The sequence below is a fragment of the Rhizobium leguminosarum genome (assembly GCF_004123835.1).
Lineage (GTDB): Bacteria > Pseudomonadota > Alphaproteobacteria > Rhizobiales > Rhizobiaceae > Rhizobium > Rhizobium leguminosarum_M.
The window spans coordinates 89,915-106,508 of sequence record NZ_MZMU01000022.1 but is presented as its reverse complement, the minus strand read 5'-3'; the positions used below and the strand labels follow the sequence as shown (position 1 = coordinate 106,508).

The following is a 16,594-nucleotide window of genomic DNA, read 5'->3' as shown; positions in this document are numbered from 1 at the left end:
CCTTTTATTTCTGACGCAATTCCGAATGGAAAACCGCGTCGCACTTTTCCTGGAATTGCTCTGGCTGCCTATGAAGGAGTGAGGACATGGCTGCTAAAGAAATCAAATTCAGCACCGAAGCCCGTGAGAAGATGCTGCGTGGCGTCGACATCCTGGCCAACGCCGTGAAGGCGACCCTCGGCCCGAAAGGCCGCAACGTCGTGATCGAAAGGTCTTTCGGCGCGCCGCGCATCACCAAGGACGGCGTTTCGGTTGCCAAGGAAATCGAACTCGAAGACAAGTTCGAAAACATGGGCGCCCAGATGGTCCGCGAAGTCGCCTCGAAGACCAGCGACATCGCCGGTGACGGCACCACGACTGCAACGGTGCTGGCCCAAGCAATCGTCAAGGAGGGTGCCAAGGCGGTCACGTCGGGCATGAACCCGATGGACCTGAAACGCGGCATCGATCTTGCGGTCGTCGCCATCGTCGCCGAACTGAAGGCCAACGCCCGCAAGATCTCCAACAATTCCGAGATCGCCCAGGTCGGCACGATCTCCGCCAATGGCGATGCCGAAATCGGCCGCTTTTTGGCGGAAGCTATGGAAAGGGTCGGCAATGATGGCGTCATCACGGTTGAAGAAGCCAAGACCGCGGAAACCGAACTCGAAGTCGTCGAAGGCATGCAGTTCGATCGCGGCTATCTCAGCCCCTATTTCGTGACCAATGCCGACAAGATGCGGGTCGAGTTTGAAGACCCCTATATTCTCATCCACGAGAAGAAGCTGTCGAACCTGCAGTCGATGTTGCCAGTTCTCGAAGCCGTCGTCCAATCCAGCAAGCCGCTGCTGATCATCGCTGAAGACGTCGAAGGCGAGGCGCTTGCGACCCTCGTCGTCAACAAGCTGCGCGGCGGCCTGAAGATTGCTGCCGTCAAGGCTCCGGGCTTCGGCGACCGCCGCAAGGCCATGCTCGAAGACATCGCCATCCTGACCGCCGGCACCGTCATCTCCGAAGATCTCGGCATCAAGCTCGAATCCGTCACGCTCGACATGCTCGGCCGTGCCAAGAAGGTGTCGATCGAGAAGGAAAACACGACGATCGTCGATGGGGCAGGCGCCAAGTCCGACATCGAAGGCCGTGTTGCCCAGATCCGCGCCCAGATCGAAGAAACCACGTCCGACTACGACCGCGAGAAGCTGCAGGAACGTCTTGCCAAGCTCGCCGGCGGCGTTGCCGTCATCCGCGTCGGTGGCTCGACGGAAGTCGAAGTGAAGGAAAAGAAGGACCGCGTCGACGACGCGCTTCATGCAACCCGCGCGGCGGTCGAGGAAGGTATCCTGCCGGGTGGCGGCGTGGCGCTGCTGCGCGCCGTCAAAGCATTGGACAACCTCAATACGGCCAACCAGGACCAGCGCGTCGGTATCGATATCGTCCGCCGCGCGGTCGAGGCGCCGGCTCGCCAGATCGCCGAAAATGCCGGAGCGGAAGGCTCGATCATCGTCGGCAAGCTGCGCGAGAAGACCGAGTTCTCCTACGGCTGGAACGCTCAGACGGGCGAATATGGCGACCTCTATGCCCAGGGCGTTATCGATCCGGCCAAGGTGGTTCGCACCGCGCTGCAGGATGCGTCCTCCATCGCCGGTCTTCTCGTGACGACGGAAGCCATGATCGCCGAGAAACCCAAGAAGGAGGCCGCTCCGGCCATGCCCGCCGGCGCCGGCATGGACTTCTAAGACGGCTACCGGCCCGCCGGCTTCGCCGGCGGGCCTTTTCGGAGGGAATAGAGATGGTTCAAACGATCAAAACCCGATCGCAGGTACCGCTCGACTCCCGCGATCTTGAAACTTGCCAGCGCGTCTTCGACAAGCTGAGCGCCGATTACGGGATAGCAAAGGACGGCGACGAAGCCGAACGAATGGCGAGCATCATCATCGAGCTTTACCGGCAGGGCGTGCGCGACCCCGATCACCTGCAGTCGATGGTCGAGGCGGCCCGCGGCCTCTTCGAAACGAGCGAGCGGTAGTGAATGCCGTGCGTGCAATAAGCATGCCGCGGGACCATGCATGACGATGATGTCAGCGCGGGTATCGCCCGGACAGCTTCCCCCGAAGAATGGTCAGCTGCTCCTGCTGCACTTCATTTTCATCGTTCAAAACCGCTTGCCAGACCCTGTTGCCGAGCCGAAGCGATACCCGTTTCGTCCCCTCGTGTTCAGCAGTCCCGATTTCCACGGAGCTGACGACGGAGCCATGGCGCATGTGGCGGCGAAGATCGGCCAGCGACAATCCGAACCGTTCCGCCAGTTCCGATGATTCCAGGATAAAATCGCCATTTGAATCGCGCTCGATCCGCACCGATTTTTTCTCCAGCTAAGTTCCACGCTCACGGCTCAGGCCACCGCCGGAATCGCATTGTCTTCTTTTGGCAGCAGCCGCGCTACTGCGCTCAGCAGATCCGTCTGCGATATCAGGCCAAGGATCCGGTAATCGTCATCGACAATGATGACGGCATGCGTGCGTCCGTCCGTCAGAACGGGCAATAGCGACAGAGCGGGGTCCGAAGGCCTCGCTACCGCCGGTCTCGAGATCGCATGCGCGATGGTCTCGGTGCTCCTCGACAATTCCCGCAAGCCGACGGTGCCGATGAGGCGGCCCTCCGGGTCCTTCACCGGCAGCGTACGGATATTATGCTTGAGCAGAAGATGCCGTGCGGCTTCCGGTTCCGAAGCTTCGCCAATGGCGATCACGTCACGCGACATGATATCGGCACAGCTGATCTTGCCATTTGAGCGGATGGCCGCCTGGAGCTCGACCTGCTGCAGCAGCCGGCTAAGGTCTGCCCGGTCGATATCGAAGGTTTCGTCGAGCGCTTCGAGGGCCGCATCGACATCCTCCTCGTGAAACCCCACCCGCACTGCCGATGGCAGGTCGATCGTCTGATGAGTGTTCTCCGCCGGTTTCGGAACGACGTGCGGATAATTCCGCTTGGAAAGCTTGTGGAACAGCAGGCCAAGGCCGACGAGAATGCAGGAGTTCAAAGCGACGGGCACGAAGGGAAAGAGAAATCCCCAGCCGGCAACGACAGGGCCGCCGAGAACGGCGGTCAGTGCGGCGGCTCCTCCTGGCGGATGAAGGCAGCGCGTGAAGGACATCGCGCCGATGGCAAGCGAAACGCCGACGCCGGTCGCGATGATCGGATCACCAATGAAGTATGCAGCAATAATACCCATCAGGGCGGAAATCGTATTGCCGCCGATGATTGACCATGGCTGCGCCAGCGGGCTTGCCGGCACCGCAAAAAGAAGCACCGCGGACGCCCCCATCGGCGCGACGATCAGGGGAAGATGCGGCCCCTGGCCGAACAGATAGCCGCTGATGACGCCAGTGAGACCAATGGCCAGCAAGGCGCCGAGACATCCAATCAATCGCTCTCGTAAGGTCGCACCGGCCAGAATAGGTGAAAACAAACGGAAGCGGCTGAAGCGGCTCGGTCCCACCTTCGGGGAAACGGGATACTGCATGACAAGACCAATTTTAAGCGAGGATTATCTGGCGGCGAAGGAGGAAGGCGTTCAGGTTAGTTTGTTGCCAGCCTGATATCTCTGCCCTTTGTCGCGCTGAGGACTTCGTGGAATGCGCTGAACGCGCTGGGACGATCATTCTTGCGATAGACGAGCAGCGTCTCGACGGGTCCCAGCTGGTGGGTCTGGACAGGCGTCGGCCAGTGCATGAGATCAAGGACGGATCGCGGCATGACGCCGGCCGTGTTGCCGGTCGCAACGCTCGCCAGGATCGCGTGGTAGGAGCCGAGCTCGCTCGTCGGCAGGGCGCTCGATTTGCGCGCCCAGTTTTCGGCGATCCTGCGATAGGTGCAGCCAGGCTCCAAAGCGGCGAGCGACCCGACACGCAGATCTGCGGCGGATTTGATGGAGGGATGCCCGGACGGCAAGACGATCAACAGGTCCTCGACAAAAACCGGCTCCATCTCCAGCGCCTTGAGTTCGGCATCGAAACCCGAATCTTCCTCGCGCATCGCCTTCGGTGGGCGGGCAATCAGCGCGCAATCCAGCGCATCGGAGAGAACGTCGCGGGTAAGATCGCGGGACGCACCCATCGTCAGATGAAGCGACACATCCGGCCACATCTGATTGAATTGCGTCAGCGCCGCCGGCAGCCTGCTTGCTGCCGTGCTCTCCATGGTGCCGACCCGCAATGTCCCCGATGGGGCGAGAGGCCGCACGGCCTGGCGCGCTTCGAGCGCAAGCGCCATAAGCCGGTTGGCATAGGCGAGAAACGTCTCGCCCTCCCGCGTCAACGTCATCTTCTTGCCGTCACGGCTGAAGAGGGAAACGTTGAGGTCCTCCTCCAATTGCTGGATGCGCGTCGTCACATTCGACGGCACTCGCCCTACGGCCTTGGCGGCCTTCGTAACGCTGCGGTCGCTGGCGACAGCGAGAAATATCTCGATCGATGAGAGGTCCAATGAAAAGATCTCGTTTCCGGAATTAAGACGACAGATAATTCTCTATATAAAAATCATTGCGCAGGCTCAAGCCGGTTTCGGCATTGGGCGAAAAAACGCCATCCGCGGACGGGACAGGCAAGCGATTGCCGAAAAAAGGGTCGCGACGCCGAGGAAATAGCCATGCAAGCCGCCACATTGCCTCTGTCGGATGACGTTTTGAGGGTTTGAGGCTGGCATGAGGTTTGCTTGCGTAGGGCTATCTGCGGATCGATCGGCGACGACCCTATGTTGCAACTTGTCTTGACCTGTCTTCTTCTGAGCGTCGCTTCAGGCTTGAGCATGCGCCGTTTTCTAATGCCATATTTCCCAGGTGGCGATCTCGCCGAGAAATCTGCTCCTGTAACAATCGTCGCAAGCGCCGTCTTTCTGACGGCAATCGCTTTCACCGTCTCCGATCAAGATCTCTGGGCAAAATCCGTCATCCTGATGCTCGGCCTTTCGCTGGCGGCGATGTTCGACGATGCAAGACCCAGGCTGACGATCGCCCTCTCCGCCGTCAGTTTGGCGGCCTATCTCGGGCTGCGTTCGATTAGCTGAGCCATCCAACCATCACGCAAACAGATCAGTGGTGATTGAACACCGCAGTTCATCGCCGGTGTCGAAGCCCAATCGAGGCGTTGTATCCACCGGCGAAATCATTCGTCAACAGAGCCACATCTTACAACCTGAAACATCCCCCGACCGCGGACAAGAAAGACTTCGCGCAATACGGGAAAATGATCTCCATTGAAGAATATTCTCCCCCTGTTATTCTCCATAATAGAACATTTGCCCAGGCACGCCGGGATGGCAACGGCTCCCGTGCCGCACGCATGTTCGAGTTGCGCCGATGATGAGGAGGCGAGTGGCGATCATGGACAGAGACCCGGCAGGAAAAATCTGGTCGGAATGGTATGCGTGGCACCCTGTCTCGCCGATCGATGACTCAGTGTTCTGGCTCGAGACCGTATACCGCCGGGAAAGCCCGGAAGGTCTCTGGCAATATCGTTCGTTCCGGCCCGAATTCGAACGTCAGCAGGCTCAGACCTGCATACCCATCTGTCCCGGCGCTTAAAACCCGACAACGATCGTCATTAGGCTTGCGTCAACCGAGTGCCTGGCTGACGAGCGCATAGGTCTTCGGCTCGGGCGCCACCGCACGTCCGGCAACCGGAAGCCAAGGGCCACCGAGCGACATGGTCGTCACGATATCGTAGACAGGAAGACCGCAGCGGGAGAGGAAATCGGAAAACATTCCGCCCTGCTCGCGTGTGTCGAGGCGCAGGAACGTTCCTGCGTGCTCAGCTGCATGCGGGCGGACGACGGCGATCGCGTCTGCGTCACTGCGCGCCACAACGGGACCGATGACATGGCCGCGCCCGAACCGCCGGCAAAGCGAGAATGCCTCGATCCGGCCGGCGCGGCTCAACACGATACCCTTGGAATTTGCCATGAGCCGGGCCAGGAGCAGTTTGCGATCCGTGCCGAAGGCCACGCAATCCAATTCGGCGATCGCTTCCAGATCGCCAGCCTCGACGGCCCGTATCACGGCACTGGTCGGCGGCTCCACATCCGGCGGCGATATCGCTTCGCCATGGCATTGAAAGACGAGAGCCTCCCGAACAAAGTTCAGGGACCGATAAAGACGGCGCGCTGCGCGCGTCGCATTCAGCCCGAGGTTCCGCCCAGCGACCTGATTCAGCGCGTGGCCCATCAGCCATTGCCCGGCGCCATTGGTTTGAAGACGCGGCGATGTGATGACCATGCCGATCGTGGCAAATTGGGCATCATAGGGAAACCACATCGCAGAGCCCAAGATGCGGCCGATTTCATCGATCGCCACGATGCCCTGTCCGAACTCCCGCAGGAACTGCCAGTCTTCGCCGCGATGCGGCCAGGCGACGGTCATCGACAGCGCATGCAACTGGTCGAGAGCAACGCTGTCGATCCCGGCGATATGCGTCTCGAAACTATCGACAAACCTGGATTCGGATGTCAGTTCACTCACTCCCACCCCCTGCCGCATTTCTGGCCAAGCCGGCGTCCGGAAACTTCTCTGCCAAGACTAGAACAGATCGTTCGATACAATTCACTGGTGAGGCCGGCGCAAACACAACAATCGACCAAATCCGCTGCGCTTTCGGCAAATAAAGCCTGGACCGTCCTCTAAAGTCATTGACTAGGCCCGACGGGGCGCAGTTGCCGTTCACCGTGAGAACCTGGAATGTCGCCTCCCGTCAGCCCAGTTGCAAGCACCTCGAAGATCCCGCACTGTGAGGAATCCCATGCAGGCAATTGAAATTCTCGAAAGGCTCATTGGCTTCCCCTCCGTCGTCGGCACGCCGAACGGCGAGATCGTGGCGTGGATCCGGCACTATCTGCAAAGCCACGGCGCTGTCGTCACGGAGCTCCCCGGCCCGGAGGGCGATCGGTCGAACCTCTTCGCGACGATCGGCCCGAAGGAAACGCCGGGCTATATCCTCTCAGGCCATATGGACGTGGTCCCCGCCGCCGAAAGCGGCTGGACCAGCGACCCGTTCCGCCTGCGGGCCGAAGCGGACCGCCTCTACGGTCGCGGCGCCACCGACATGAAGGGTTTCCTGGCCGCCGTTCTCGCCGCCGTCCCGGCGCTGGCGGAAACACCGCTTCGCCGCCCCGTCCACCTTGCCTTTTCCTATGACGAGGAGGCCGGCTGCCGCGGCGTGCCGCACATGATCGCGCGCCTGCCGGAGCTCTGTGCCACTCCGCTTGGCGCGATCATCGGTGAGCCGAGCGGCATGCGGGCAATCCGCGCCCACAAGGGCAAGGCCGCCGCCCGGCTGACAGTCAGGGGCCGCTCCGGCCACTCCTCACGTCCGGACCAGGGACTGAACGCAATCCATGCCATCACCGACGTCCTGGCTTGCGCTCGCGCCGAAGCCGAACGGCTCACGCGCGGCCCGTATGAGCCTGTCTTCGAACCGCCCTATTCCTCGCTTCAGGTCGGCACGCTAAAGGGCGGCCAGGCAGTCAACATCATTCCCGACAGTTGCGAGGCCGAGTTCGAAGCACGGGCCATTTCCGGCGTCGATCCGATCACGCTGCTTGCCCCGCTCCGCGCGGCGGCCGAGGGGCTATCGCAGCGCGGCTTTGAGGTGGAATGGCGGGAGCTCAGCACCTATCCGGCACTTTCGCTTGCCGCCGATGCGCCGCTTGCAACTCTGCTCGGCGAACTGACCGGCATCGAGCCGCTCGCCGCCGTCAGCTACGGCACGGAGGCCGGCCTTTTCCAGCGCGCCGGCATCGATGCGATCATCTGCGGACCGGGCGACATCGGCCGCGCCCACAAGCCGGACGAATTCATCCTCGCCGGCGAACTGCTCGCCTGCCAGGCGATGGTCGAGGCGCTTGGCCGCCGTTGCGCCTGATGACATCGAGATCAAGGAGCCGACGCAATGACCTTTCTCTTCAATTCCGATGCGAAGCGCGGCGCCATCTTCGCCGAAGCCTTCGCGCGCGAACTGCCCGACATTGCCTTCTCCATGGATCCCAAGTCGGTCGAACCGGACGCCGTGCGCTACCTGATCACCTGGACCGTGCCGGAGGATCTCGCACGCTACCGCAATCTCGAAATCCTGTTTTCGATCGGCGCCGGCATCGACCAGCTCCGTATCGATGCAGTGCCTGCGTCGGTGAAGGTGGTGCGCATGGTCGAGGACGGCATCATCAGGATGATGCAGGAATATGTGACGCTGGCAGTCCTTGCGCTCCATCGCGACCTGCCGACCTATCTCGACCAGCAGCGGCGCCGGACCTGGCAGGCTATCGCTCCTAGGCAGGCCTCGGAACGCAGCATCGGCGTGCTCGGCCTCGGCATGCTTGGCAGCGCCGTGCTCGAACGTTTACAGCCCTTCGGCTTTCCGCTTTCGGGCTGGAGCCGCAACCCGCGCGAGATCGACGGCATCCGATGCCTGAGCGGCCGGGACGGCCTCGATACTCTGCTTGCAACCACCGACATTCTTGTCTGCCTGCTGCCGTTGACGGATGAGACGCGCGGTTTCCTGAATGCCGAGCTCTTCGCCGGACTGCCGGCCGGCGCCGTGCTCGTCCATGCCGGACGCGGCGCTCAGCTCGACCATCAGGCGCTCGTCGACGCGCTTGACGCCGGGCATCTCTCCGGCGCCGTCGTCGACGTCACCGATCCGGAACCGCTGCCTGCAGACCACGCCTTCTGGAGCCATTCGAAGATCCTGCTGACGCCGCACATTGCGAGCGTCACCCAGCCTGAAACCGCCGCGGCGGCCGTAATCGGCAACATCAAACGGCACCAGGCGGGCGTCGATCCGATCGGTCTGGTCGATCGCAACCGTGGCTACTGAGTTCTCAACCTAGGAAAGCAAATCATGTCCCTCCTCAAGACGATCGACACCAACCCATCCTTCGCGCCGCGCGAATCCGGCCCCCTCCCCGAACGGCTGATCTCGGGCAATCCGGCCTTCAAGACCTGGGCGCAGGATGTCGCCCGCGGCGAGACTGTTCATAGCGGCGTCTGGGAAGGCACCCCCGGCGAGACGCGCTCGATCAAGGGCGAGACCTTCGAGTTCTGCCATATACTTTCCGGCCTTGTCGAACTCACGCCGGAAGGTGGTGAACCGGTGGTCTACAAGGCGGGCGACAGCTTCGTCATGAAGCCGGGCTTCGTTGGCGTCTGGAAGACGATCGAGACGGTGCGCAAGATCTATGTGACCGTGACGTGACGCCGTAGATTTGGCTGCCGCAGCGGCGAAAACGCAATTTTTCGCCGCTGCGGCACCGCCGGTCAACGCATGCTGCTCGCCTTCCCCAGTTAGGCTTGTCTCAGCCCATCCCGAGGACATGCGATGACACTCAGCTTCGATCCGAACTCGATTTCCCTGCCCGTCGGACATTTCATCGGCGGCCGGCTGGTTCCGGCAGAAGCCGTCATCGACATGCACCGTCCATCCGACGGCAAGGCCTATGCCGGCTGCCCGCTGGCCGACGAGGCCCTCGTCGACCAGGCCGTCGAAACAGCCAGGACAGCATTGAAGACGAGCAATTGGGGTGGCGTTCGGCCACGCGAGCGCACTGTGGCGCTGCAGCGCTGGGCGGACCTCATCGAAGCCGAGGCGGAGACCATCGCCAAGCTCGAGGCACTCTCTTCGACACGGCCCATCGGTCATCTCGTCGCCGGCGACATCGCCGTCACCGCCGAACAGATCCGCTTCTTTGCCGAATTCGCCGATAAGGAAGGCGGCGACCTCGTCCCGACCGACGACGCGAACTTCGGTATGATCATGACGGAACCTTATGGCGTCGTCGGCGCCATCACGCCCTGGAATTTTCCCTTGTCCATGGCCGGCTGGAAGCTTGGCCCGGCGCTGGCGGCGGGCAATGCGGTGGTGCTGAAACCATCAGAAATGACGCCGTTTTCGACGCTCTATCTCGCCGAACTTTCGGTGCGGGCCGGCCTGCCGGCCGGTCTCGTCAACATCGTGCTCGGCGACGGCCCGACCACCGGAAATGCGATCACCGGACATCCCGGCATCTCCAAGGTCAGCTTCACCGGTTCGACCGCGGCCGGCGCGGCAATCATGACCAACATCGCCCGCACCGGCGTCAAGCCGATGACGCTGGAACTCGGCGGCAAGAGCCCGCAACTGGTCTTCGCCGATGCCGATCTCGAGCTTGCGGCGGGCGCAATCGCCGGCAGCATTCTCTCCAACGCCGGTCAAGCCTGCGTTTGCGGATCCCGTCTCATCGTCGAGGCGAAGGTGGCGGACGCGCTCGCAGCCGCTCTCGTCGAGAGGCTGGCGGCTATCCGCCCCGGCCCCACCTGGGATGAGGCGACTGACTATTCGCCCGTCATCTCCGAACGACAGATCGCCCGCATGGACGGCATCATCCGTGCCGCTATCGACGACGGCGCCGAGTGCCTCACCGGTGGCCGCCGGCTCGATCGCGAGGGTTATTTCTACGCGCCGACCCTGATTTCCGGCGTGACGGCAACATCGCCGGCAGTTCTGGAAGAAATCTTCGGACCGGTGCTGACCATTCAAACCTTCGAGGACGAGGAGGAGGCGCTGAGCCTCGCCGACCATCCGGCCTACGGGCTCGCCGCCGGCCTCTTCACCCGTGATCTCTCGCGTGCCATCCGCGTGACCCGCCGCCTGCAGGCCGGCACCGTCTGGGTAAACCGCTACGGCCGCTCGCGCGACCATATCCTGCCGACCGGCGGCTACAAGCAGTCCGGCATCGGCAAGGATCTCGGCCGCGACGCCTATCTCGCCAACCGCAAGAGCAAGAGTGTGCTCATCAGCCTGTGAGGACCTGCGATGAAAACCTACAAAATCGCCCTTCTGCCCGGAGACGGCATCGGCCGTGACGTGACGGCAGCAGCCTGGGCCGTGCTCGAAAAGGCAGCTCGCCTGAACGGATTTTCTCTTGACGCAACCAGCTATCCCTGGTCCTGCGACTACTATCTGGAGAACGGCAGCATGATGCCCGCCGATGGCATCGAAACGCTCAGATCCTTCGATGCAATCCTGCTCGGCGCCGTCGGCTGGCCTCGCAAAGTGCCGGATTCGGTGTCGCTGCATGGGCTTTTGCTGCCGATCCGCAAGGCCTTCGTGCAATATGCCAATATCCGCCCGCACCGCCTGCTGCCGGGTGTGCAAGGGCCGTTGCGGTCTGATGGCTTCGACATCCTCTGCATTCGGGAAAACACCGAGGGCGAATATTCTGGCGCCGGTGGCCGCGTCCACCAGGGCACCGATAATGAGGTGGCGGTCGAGACCTCGATTTTCACCCGCAAGGGGGTCGAGCGCATTCTGCGCTTCGGCTTTGAGCAAGCGCGTGCGCGCAGCGGCAAGCTTGCCTCGGTGACGAAGTCCAACGCGCAGAAATATTCGATGGTCTTCTGGGACGAGATCACCCAGAGGCTCTCCGCCGAATATCCCGATGTCGAGGTGACCAGCTACCATATCGACGCCATGGCCGCCCGCATGGTCATGGCGCCTGATAGCCTCGACGTCGTGGTCGCCTCCAACCTGTTCGGCGATATCCTGACCGACCTCGGCGCCGCCATCCAGGGCGGGCTTGGCTTTGCAGCCTCCGCCAACATCAACCCCGATCGCTCGGCGCCGTCGATGTTCGAACCGGTCCACGGCTCGGCGCCCGATATCGCTCATCTCGGCATCGCCAATCCGATCGCCGCCATCTGGTCGGGCGCGATGATGCTGGAGCATTTGGGAGAAACGGCTGCTGCCGCAAGGCTGATGGCATCAATCGAAGCGACGACGGCGCGCGGCATCGGCGCAATTCCCGGCAAGGACAAGACCGACGCGATCACGGCATCGGTGCTTTCGGCACTTGGTTGATCAATGGAGAACAGAATGAACGGATTAAAGGATAGCGGCCTGTTTCGCCAGCAGGGACTGATCGACGGAGAATGGCGCGAGGCAGCAGCCGGACGCACGATCGAGGTGATCGACCCGGCGACGCAGCAGGTGCTGGGCACGGTGCCCGACATGGACGGAGCCGATACGAGGGCGGCAATCGCGGCGGCGGAAAAGGCCTTTGGTCCATGGCGCGCAAAGACCAATGCCGAACGCGGCGCGTTGCTGGAAGCCTGGCACGATCTGATGCTCGACAATATCGAGGATCTGGCACTGATTCTCACCCGTGAGCAGGGCAAGCCACTGACGGAAGCGCGCGGTGAAATCCGCTATGGCGCCTCGTTCATCAAATGGTTTTCCGAGGAGGCGCGCCGCATCGGCGGGACGACCATTCCCTCGCCAACGACGGATCGGCGGATCGTCGTTCTGAAGGAGCCCGTCGGCGTATCGGCGATCATCACGCCGTGGAATTTTCCGAATGCGATGATCACCCGCAAGGTCGGGCCGGCGCTCGCCGCGGGCTGCACGGTCGTCATCAAGCCATCGGACTTCACCCCCTATTCGGCGCTGGCGCTCGGCGTATTGGCGGAGCGCGCCGGTATCCCCAAGGGCGTGATCAATATCGTCACCGGCATGCCGGCCGGTATCGGCGACGAACTGATGGCGAACCAGACCGTCCGAAAGATCTCTTTCACCGGCTCGACCCGCGTCGGCTCGCTGCTGATGCGCGGCGCGGCCGACAGCGTCAAGCGGCTCAGCCTCGAACTCGGCGGCAACGCGCCCTTCATCGTCTTCGACGACGCCGATCTCGATCTTGCCGTGGAAGGCGCAATCGCATCGAAATTCCGCAATGGCGGGCAGACCTGCGTCTGCGCCAACCGGCTTCTCGTCCAGTCCGGCGTCTACGAGGCCTTTGCCGCCAAACTTTCCGCACGCGTATCGGCCATGAAGGTCGGGGCCGGCACGGATGCCGGCACGGATATCGGGCCGATGATCAACAAGGCGGCGATCGAGAAGATCAAGCGTCATGTCGACGATGCGGTGGACAAGGGAGCGAGGATCCTCGCCACCGCAGGTTCCGTTCCTGAAGGCGATCAATATGCGGTGCCGATGGTGCTCGGCGGTGCGACGACCGAGATGCAGCTTGCCAGCGAAGAGACCTTCGGACCCGTTGCCCCGCTTTTCCGTTTCGACAACGAGGAAGAGGCGATCAGCATCGCCAACGCCACGCCCTTCGGCCTTGCGGCCTATTTCTACACCGAGAGCCTGAAACGCTCCTGGCGTGTCGCCGAAGCGCTCGAATTCGGGATGGTCGGCCTGAACACAGGGGCGATCTCGACCGAGGTCGCTCCCTTCGGCGGTGTCAAGCAGTCGGGCCTCGGCCGTGAAGGCGCCCAATGCGGCATCGACGAATATCTGGAAATGAAGAGCTTCCACATCGGCGGTCTCGCCTGACTACAGGAAAACAAAAGAGCGCCGGGACATCATCCCGGCGCTGGATGATCGGAGCGACTGTCGATGCTCCTGCTGGAGCAACTCCGACACGTCGTTTTAAGTACTCCGCAGCCTTTGGCGGATGCCTGCAAAATTACGGTGCCCAAACAACATTTCTTTGACGCTGCTTTGACGGCAGGATGCTACGGCCGGTTTGCGAAGTTACGCAGAGGGATTTCAACCGGTTATGCTTCAGTTCGATCATCGTCATAGCATAGATTTACATTTCGCAATCCCGGTTTCCCTTCCCGGTTGCTTGCCAGGAGCCGAAGTTGTGGCAGACTGGCCCCTGGATGCCAGGTTTTCCGGCCGCCAAACGAGCGTATCGGAGGCAGCGGGGGCGGTGCCGGTGGATCGCATGAACAAGGAGCACTATCCGTTTCGGATGTTCCTGCTCGGGCCTTTTGCCCTTGTGGACGCCGGGGGGCGATCTGTTGCTCCGAAATCCAAAAAGGCACAGGCTCTTCTGGCAATGCTTGCATTGTCCACTCGGGGCTCGCGTTCGAGAATCTGGCTTAGGGACAAGTTATGGAGCGATCGCTCCGATGACCAGGCGGCAGCCAGTCTACGCCAGGCGCTTTTGGACATTCATAAGAGTCTGGGGCCGGCACGTGATCTCTTGATTGCGGATAAGAATACCGTTTGGCTGGATACGGACCGACTCGTGCTCGATACCGATCTTCGGACGGAGCGGTCTCCGGATCAAGTTACCGACGAATTGCTCGAAGGTATCGACATCCGCGATCCCGAATTCGAGGACTGGTTGGCGCTGGAAAGGCAAAACTGGTATCGCCGTCTCGATGAAGGACAAGTCCACGATGTATTCGAGCCGCGACAGCAGCCGAGCCGTGATGTCGCCAAACATTCCGCCCTGCTGCCTTTAACAGGCGCCCCGGATAGGTCGAGAACAGGCAAACCCGCGGACATCGCCAGCAGCGACCCATATGGGCGGCGGGTCGGCGGTGGCTGGCAATGGATGATGGCTCTTCTGTCCCCCATCGTGGTGGGTGCCGGAGAGGGCGGACAAATTGCTGCGACACGGTTCCAGAACCTCATTGCAAAAGCCATCATCGATGGGCTGGGCTTTGGCGTCACCGACCTCTCCTTTAGCTTGCCGGATACTGAAGAGAACGAACAGCAGATCAGCCTTCCCATATGCCTACAGCTTCGCCTGACGTTTGATGGTGACATGGTGCTGATCGAACTGGTGATGAAGCACCTGATCAACAACCGTATTCATTGGCTGGGCAGTCAGGCAATCAACCGCACGCAGTTCGAGCGGGGCGAGTTCGGCATCGCCGCTGCGCTGATCAGTCAGGCCGTCGATCAGCTGGCCTATTTCCAGGAGATCCAGGCAACCGACAGCCGATTGTCGCAAGACGGTCTCCTGATCGATGCCGTCAATGCGATCTTTCGGCTGTCGCGCGACGACCTCGATAACGCGGAACGGCGCCTGGAAGAACAGATCCAGTATCAGCCGCGATCATCGACTTTTGCCTGGCTGTCATTCATTCGGACTTTTCAGGTCGGCCAACGTTTCAACGCGCTGGACGCGCATCTGATCGAGGAAGCCCAGGCCTATGCACGCAAGGCGCTGGAACTCGATCCGCAGAATTCCGTGTCGCTCGCGCTCGTCGGCCACGTCCATTCGTTCCTGTTCGGCGAATACGACTATGCGGCCAACCTGTTCGAAAAATCGATCCGCCTGAATCCGGCCCTGCCGCTCGGTTGGGACCTCTATGCAATGCTGCACTGCTATGCAGGCCAGCCCGACAAGGCGGTGGCGATGGCGCGTTGGGTACAGGAACTCGGCGTCTACAGCCCGCATAAATATTACTTCGATACGACCAAATGCATTGCGGCAGCGCTTGCAGGCGACCATGCCGCAGCCATAACTGCAGGCGAAGAAGCCTTGCGGGCACGGCCGAACTTCAACAGCCTGCTGCGCTATCTTGCCTCCAGTCATGCCCATTCCAACGATCTCGGCGGCGCGCGGCATTACCTGCAGCGTCTTGAGGCAGTCGAGGGCGGCTTCTCCATCAACGACTTCCGCGGCAGCGGCTATCCGCTGCTCGACACAGGCGGCGGCCAGATCTTGATCGACGGCCTGCTCAAGGCCGGCGCCAAGCTGCGCTGAACCCCGGACAATTCTTCACATCATCGCGCAAGGAGGCTGCAATGGAAGCGGACACTACCCACGAATCGCAATCAAAACTTGTTTTATTTCTAAACAGTTACAAATTCAGGATTGAGCCGGATACGGTCCTTCCATGCGAACCCAGAGTCGATGCCGGCGTTGATCCTCTCGCCGGTGCATCGCCGGCCGCGCCTGATGCAGCCGCCGAACCTGCATTTTTCCCCGGCACGGGCGAAGATGCATCGCTTCTAGCCGGGCCTATGATGGCGACGATGGCCGTAGCCTCGGTCCTCAACAAGAGTGTGGCGAACAAGTCGGTGCTCAACAAGGCGTCGCTGAACAAAAACAAAAACAAAAATAAGAACAAGAATAAGAACAAGTCGACGATGGATGGCGGTAGCCTCGGCACATCGCAGCTTATCCCCTCCTTCGAGCTACGCAGGCTTCACCAGCAGCCGTCACGAAACGCCTATACCGCGGCGCGGCGCTTCACCTGGGAAATGCTGGATATACTTCCACCGCCCGGCCCGGATTATACCCGCCTCGAAACGACGGTGCTGCTGTCTATGCAACGCCGCGACCGCGAACGCGTGCGGCGCCTGCCCGACATCCAAATCGAGTCGACGATCTCCGTGGGGGAATTCACTCGGGCATTGCATATCGAGGATATCGGCGGTTTCGAGCAGACGGAAGGCCTTTTCCAGGCGATCCTGACTGCCTGCGAATATGTCGGACTGATCTACAAGAGCCAGTTCAACCGGCTGCGGCCAAACCAGTTTGAGCCCATGCTGCGGCCGTTGCTCGCCGTGCCGGTCCACGAATCCTATCCAAGCAATCATTCGTTCCAGTGCTTTTCGATCGCCTTGGCGTTTGCGACGATCCTGCCGGAACACCCGGCCACCGACGAGCTTGCCCGCATCGCCCAGAACGTCGCCGAAAATCGCGAATGGGCCGGCCTCCACTATCCGAGCGACACGCAGGCAGGGCGAGATCTCGCGCGGCGCTTCGCTCCCTACCTCCACGACGCGTTCGGTCCTCTGTTTCAGGCCGTACACGACGAATGGGTCTGAATTCGCCAGCTGCT

At 61.5% G+C, this 16,594-nt stretch carries 16 protein-coding genes; 12 read left to right on the top strand and 4 right to left on the bottom strand.

The genetic code is table 11. The features are described 5' to 3' along the window. Nucleotides 1-86: 86 nt before the first annotated feature. Together groL and B5P46_RS29190 are read left to right on the top strand one after the other, a co-directional pair. Nucleotides 87-1,715 carry a chaperonin GroEL gene (gene groL, locus B5P46_RS29195; RefSeq protein ID WP_129421779.1) on the top strand — a complete coding sequence of 543 codons (1,629 nt, stop codon included), beginning with the start codon at nucleotides 87-89 and terminating at the stop codon, nucleotides 1,713-1,715. Nucleotides 1,716-1,768: 53 nt separating this feature from the next. Beyond that, complete coding sequence (locus B5P46_RS29190; RefSeq protein WP_129421778.1) at nucleotides 1,769-2,005, top strand: hypothetical protein; 237 nt, start codon at nucleotides 1,769-1,771, stop codon at nucleotides 2,003-2,005. A gap of 52 nt (nucleotides 2,006-2,057) precedes the next feature. Here B5P46_RS29190 and B5P46_RS29185 read toward each other — a convergent pair whose 3' ends face one another. Genes B5P46_RS29185 through B5P46_RS29175 form a run of 3 tightly spaced genes read right to left on the bottom strand, consistent with a single transcriptional unit; the run spans nucleotide 2,058 to nucleotide 4,464 of the window. Further along, nucleotides 2,058-2,336: a DUF6522 family protein gene (locus tag B5P46_RS29185; RefSeq protein ID WP_129421777.1), complete on the bottom strand. Its 279-nt coding sequence runs from the start codon at nucleotides 2,334-2,336 to the stop codon at nucleotides 2,058-2,060. Nucleotides 2,337-2,371: 35 nt separating this feature from the next. After that, the gene (locus tag B5P46_RS29180) at nucleotides 2,372-3,502 is read right to left on the bottom strand and encodes an HPP family protein (RefSeq protein WP_129421776.1); all 1,131 of its coding nucleotides are present in this window, start codon (nucleotides 3,500-3,502) and stop codon (nucleotides 2,372-2,374) included. 56 nt (nucleotides 3,503-3,558) lie between these two features. Then, nucleotides 3,559-4,464, bottom strand: coding sequence for a LysR substrate-binding domain-containing protein (locus tag B5P46_RS29175; RefSeq protein WP_129421775.1), 906 nt, complete (start codon nucleotides 4,462-4,464; stop codon nucleotides 3,559-3,561). 267 nt (nucleotides 4,465-4,731) lie between these two features. On the opposite strand from B5P46_RS29175, the gene B5P46_RS29170 reads away from it, so the two are divergent. Continuing rightward, nucleotides 4,732-5,043 carry a hypothetical protein gene (locus B5P46_RS29170; RefSeq protein WP_129421774.1) on the top strand — a complete coding sequence of 104 codons (312 nt, stop codon included), beginning with the start codon at nucleotides 4,732-4,734 and terminating at the stop codon, nucleotides 5,041-5,043. Between the two features lie 292 nt (nucleotides 5,044-5,335). Continuing rightward, entirely contained in the window at nucleotides 5,336-5,560 is a 225-nt protein-coding gene (locus tag B5P46_RS35195; RefSeq protein WP_129421773.1) for a hypothetical protein, read from the top strand. Nucleotides 5,561-5,590: 30 nt separating this feature from the next. On the opposite strand, the gene B5P46_RS29160 is transcribed toward B5P46_RS35195, so the two are convergent. Further along, nucleotides 5,591-6,511: a GNAT family N-acetyltransferase gene (locus B5P46_RS29160; RefSeq protein WP_129421772.1), complete on the bottom strand. Its 921-nt coding sequence runs from the start codon at nucleotides 6,509-6,511 to the stop codon at nucleotides 5,591-5,593. Nucleotides 6,512-6,770: 259 nt separating this feature from the next. Between B5P46_RS29160 and argE the strand changes: the two genes are divergently transcribed. From argE to B5P46_RS29120, 8 genes are all read left to right on the top strand, one after another. Continuing rightward, entirely contained in the window at nucleotides 6,771-7,892 is a 1,122-nt protein-coding gene (gene argE, locus B5P46_RS29155; RefSeq protein ID WP_129421771.1) for an acetylornithine deacetylase, read from the top strand. A 27-nt stretch (nucleotides 7,893-7,919) separates the two neighbouring features. After that, nucleotides 7,920-8,843 carry a 2-hydroxyacid dehydrogenase gene (locus B5P46_RS29150; RefSeq protein ID WP_129421770.1) on the top strand — a complete coding sequence of 308 codons (924 nt, stop codon included), beginning with the start codon at nucleotides 7,920-7,922 and terminating at the stop codon, nucleotides 8,841-8,843. Nucleotides 8,844-8,867: 24 nt separating this feature from the next. Then, nucleotides 8,868-9,221 (top strand): cupin domain-containing protein, encoded by a 354-nt coding sequence (locus tag B5P46_RS29145; protein WP_129421769.1) that lies wholly within the window; start codon nucleotides 8,868-8,870, stop codon nucleotides 9,219-9,221. A 123-nt stretch (nucleotides 9,222-9,344) separates the two neighbouring features. After that, nucleotides 9,345-10,808 carry an aldehyde dehydrogenase family protein gene (locus B5P46_RS29140; protein WP_129421768.1) on the top strand — a complete coding sequence of 488 codons (1,464 nt, stop codon included), beginning with the start codon at nucleotides 9,345-9,347 and terminating at the stop codon, nucleotides 10,806-10,808. 9 nt (nucleotides 10,809-10,817) lie between these two features. Then, on the top strand, nucleotides 10,818-11,861 hold the full coding sequence (locus B5P46_RS29135; RefSeq protein ID WP_129421767.1) for a tartrate dehydrogenase: 1,044 nt from the start codon (nucleotides 10,818-10,820) through the stop codon (nucleotides 11,859-11,861). 15 nt (nucleotides 11,862-11,876) lie between these two features. Continuing rightward, nucleotides 11,877-13,334: an NAD-dependent succinate-semialdehyde dehydrogenase gene (locus tag B5P46_RS29130; protein WP_129421766.1), complete on the top strand. Its 1,458-nt coding sequence runs from the start codon at nucleotides 11,877-11,879 to the stop codon at nucleotides 13,332-13,334. Between the two features lie 226 nt (nucleotides 13,335-13,560). Beyond that, nucleotides 13,561-15,510 carry an SARP family transcriptional regulator gene (locus B5P46_RS29125; protein ID WP_129421765.1) on the top strand — a complete coding sequence of 650 codons (1,950 nt, stop codon included), beginning with the start codon at nucleotides 13,561-13,563 and terminating at the stop codon, nucleotides 15,508-15,510. Between the two features lie 41 nt (nucleotides 15,511-15,551). Beyond that, the gene (locus tag B5P46_RS29120; RefSeq protein WP_129421764.1) at nucleotides 15,552-16,580 is read left to right on the top strand and encodes a phosphatase PAP2 family protein; all 1,029 of its coding nucleotides are present in this window, start codon (nucleotides 15,552-15,554) and stop codon (nucleotides 16,578-16,580) included. Nucleotides 16,581-16,594: the final 14 nt, after the last annotated feature.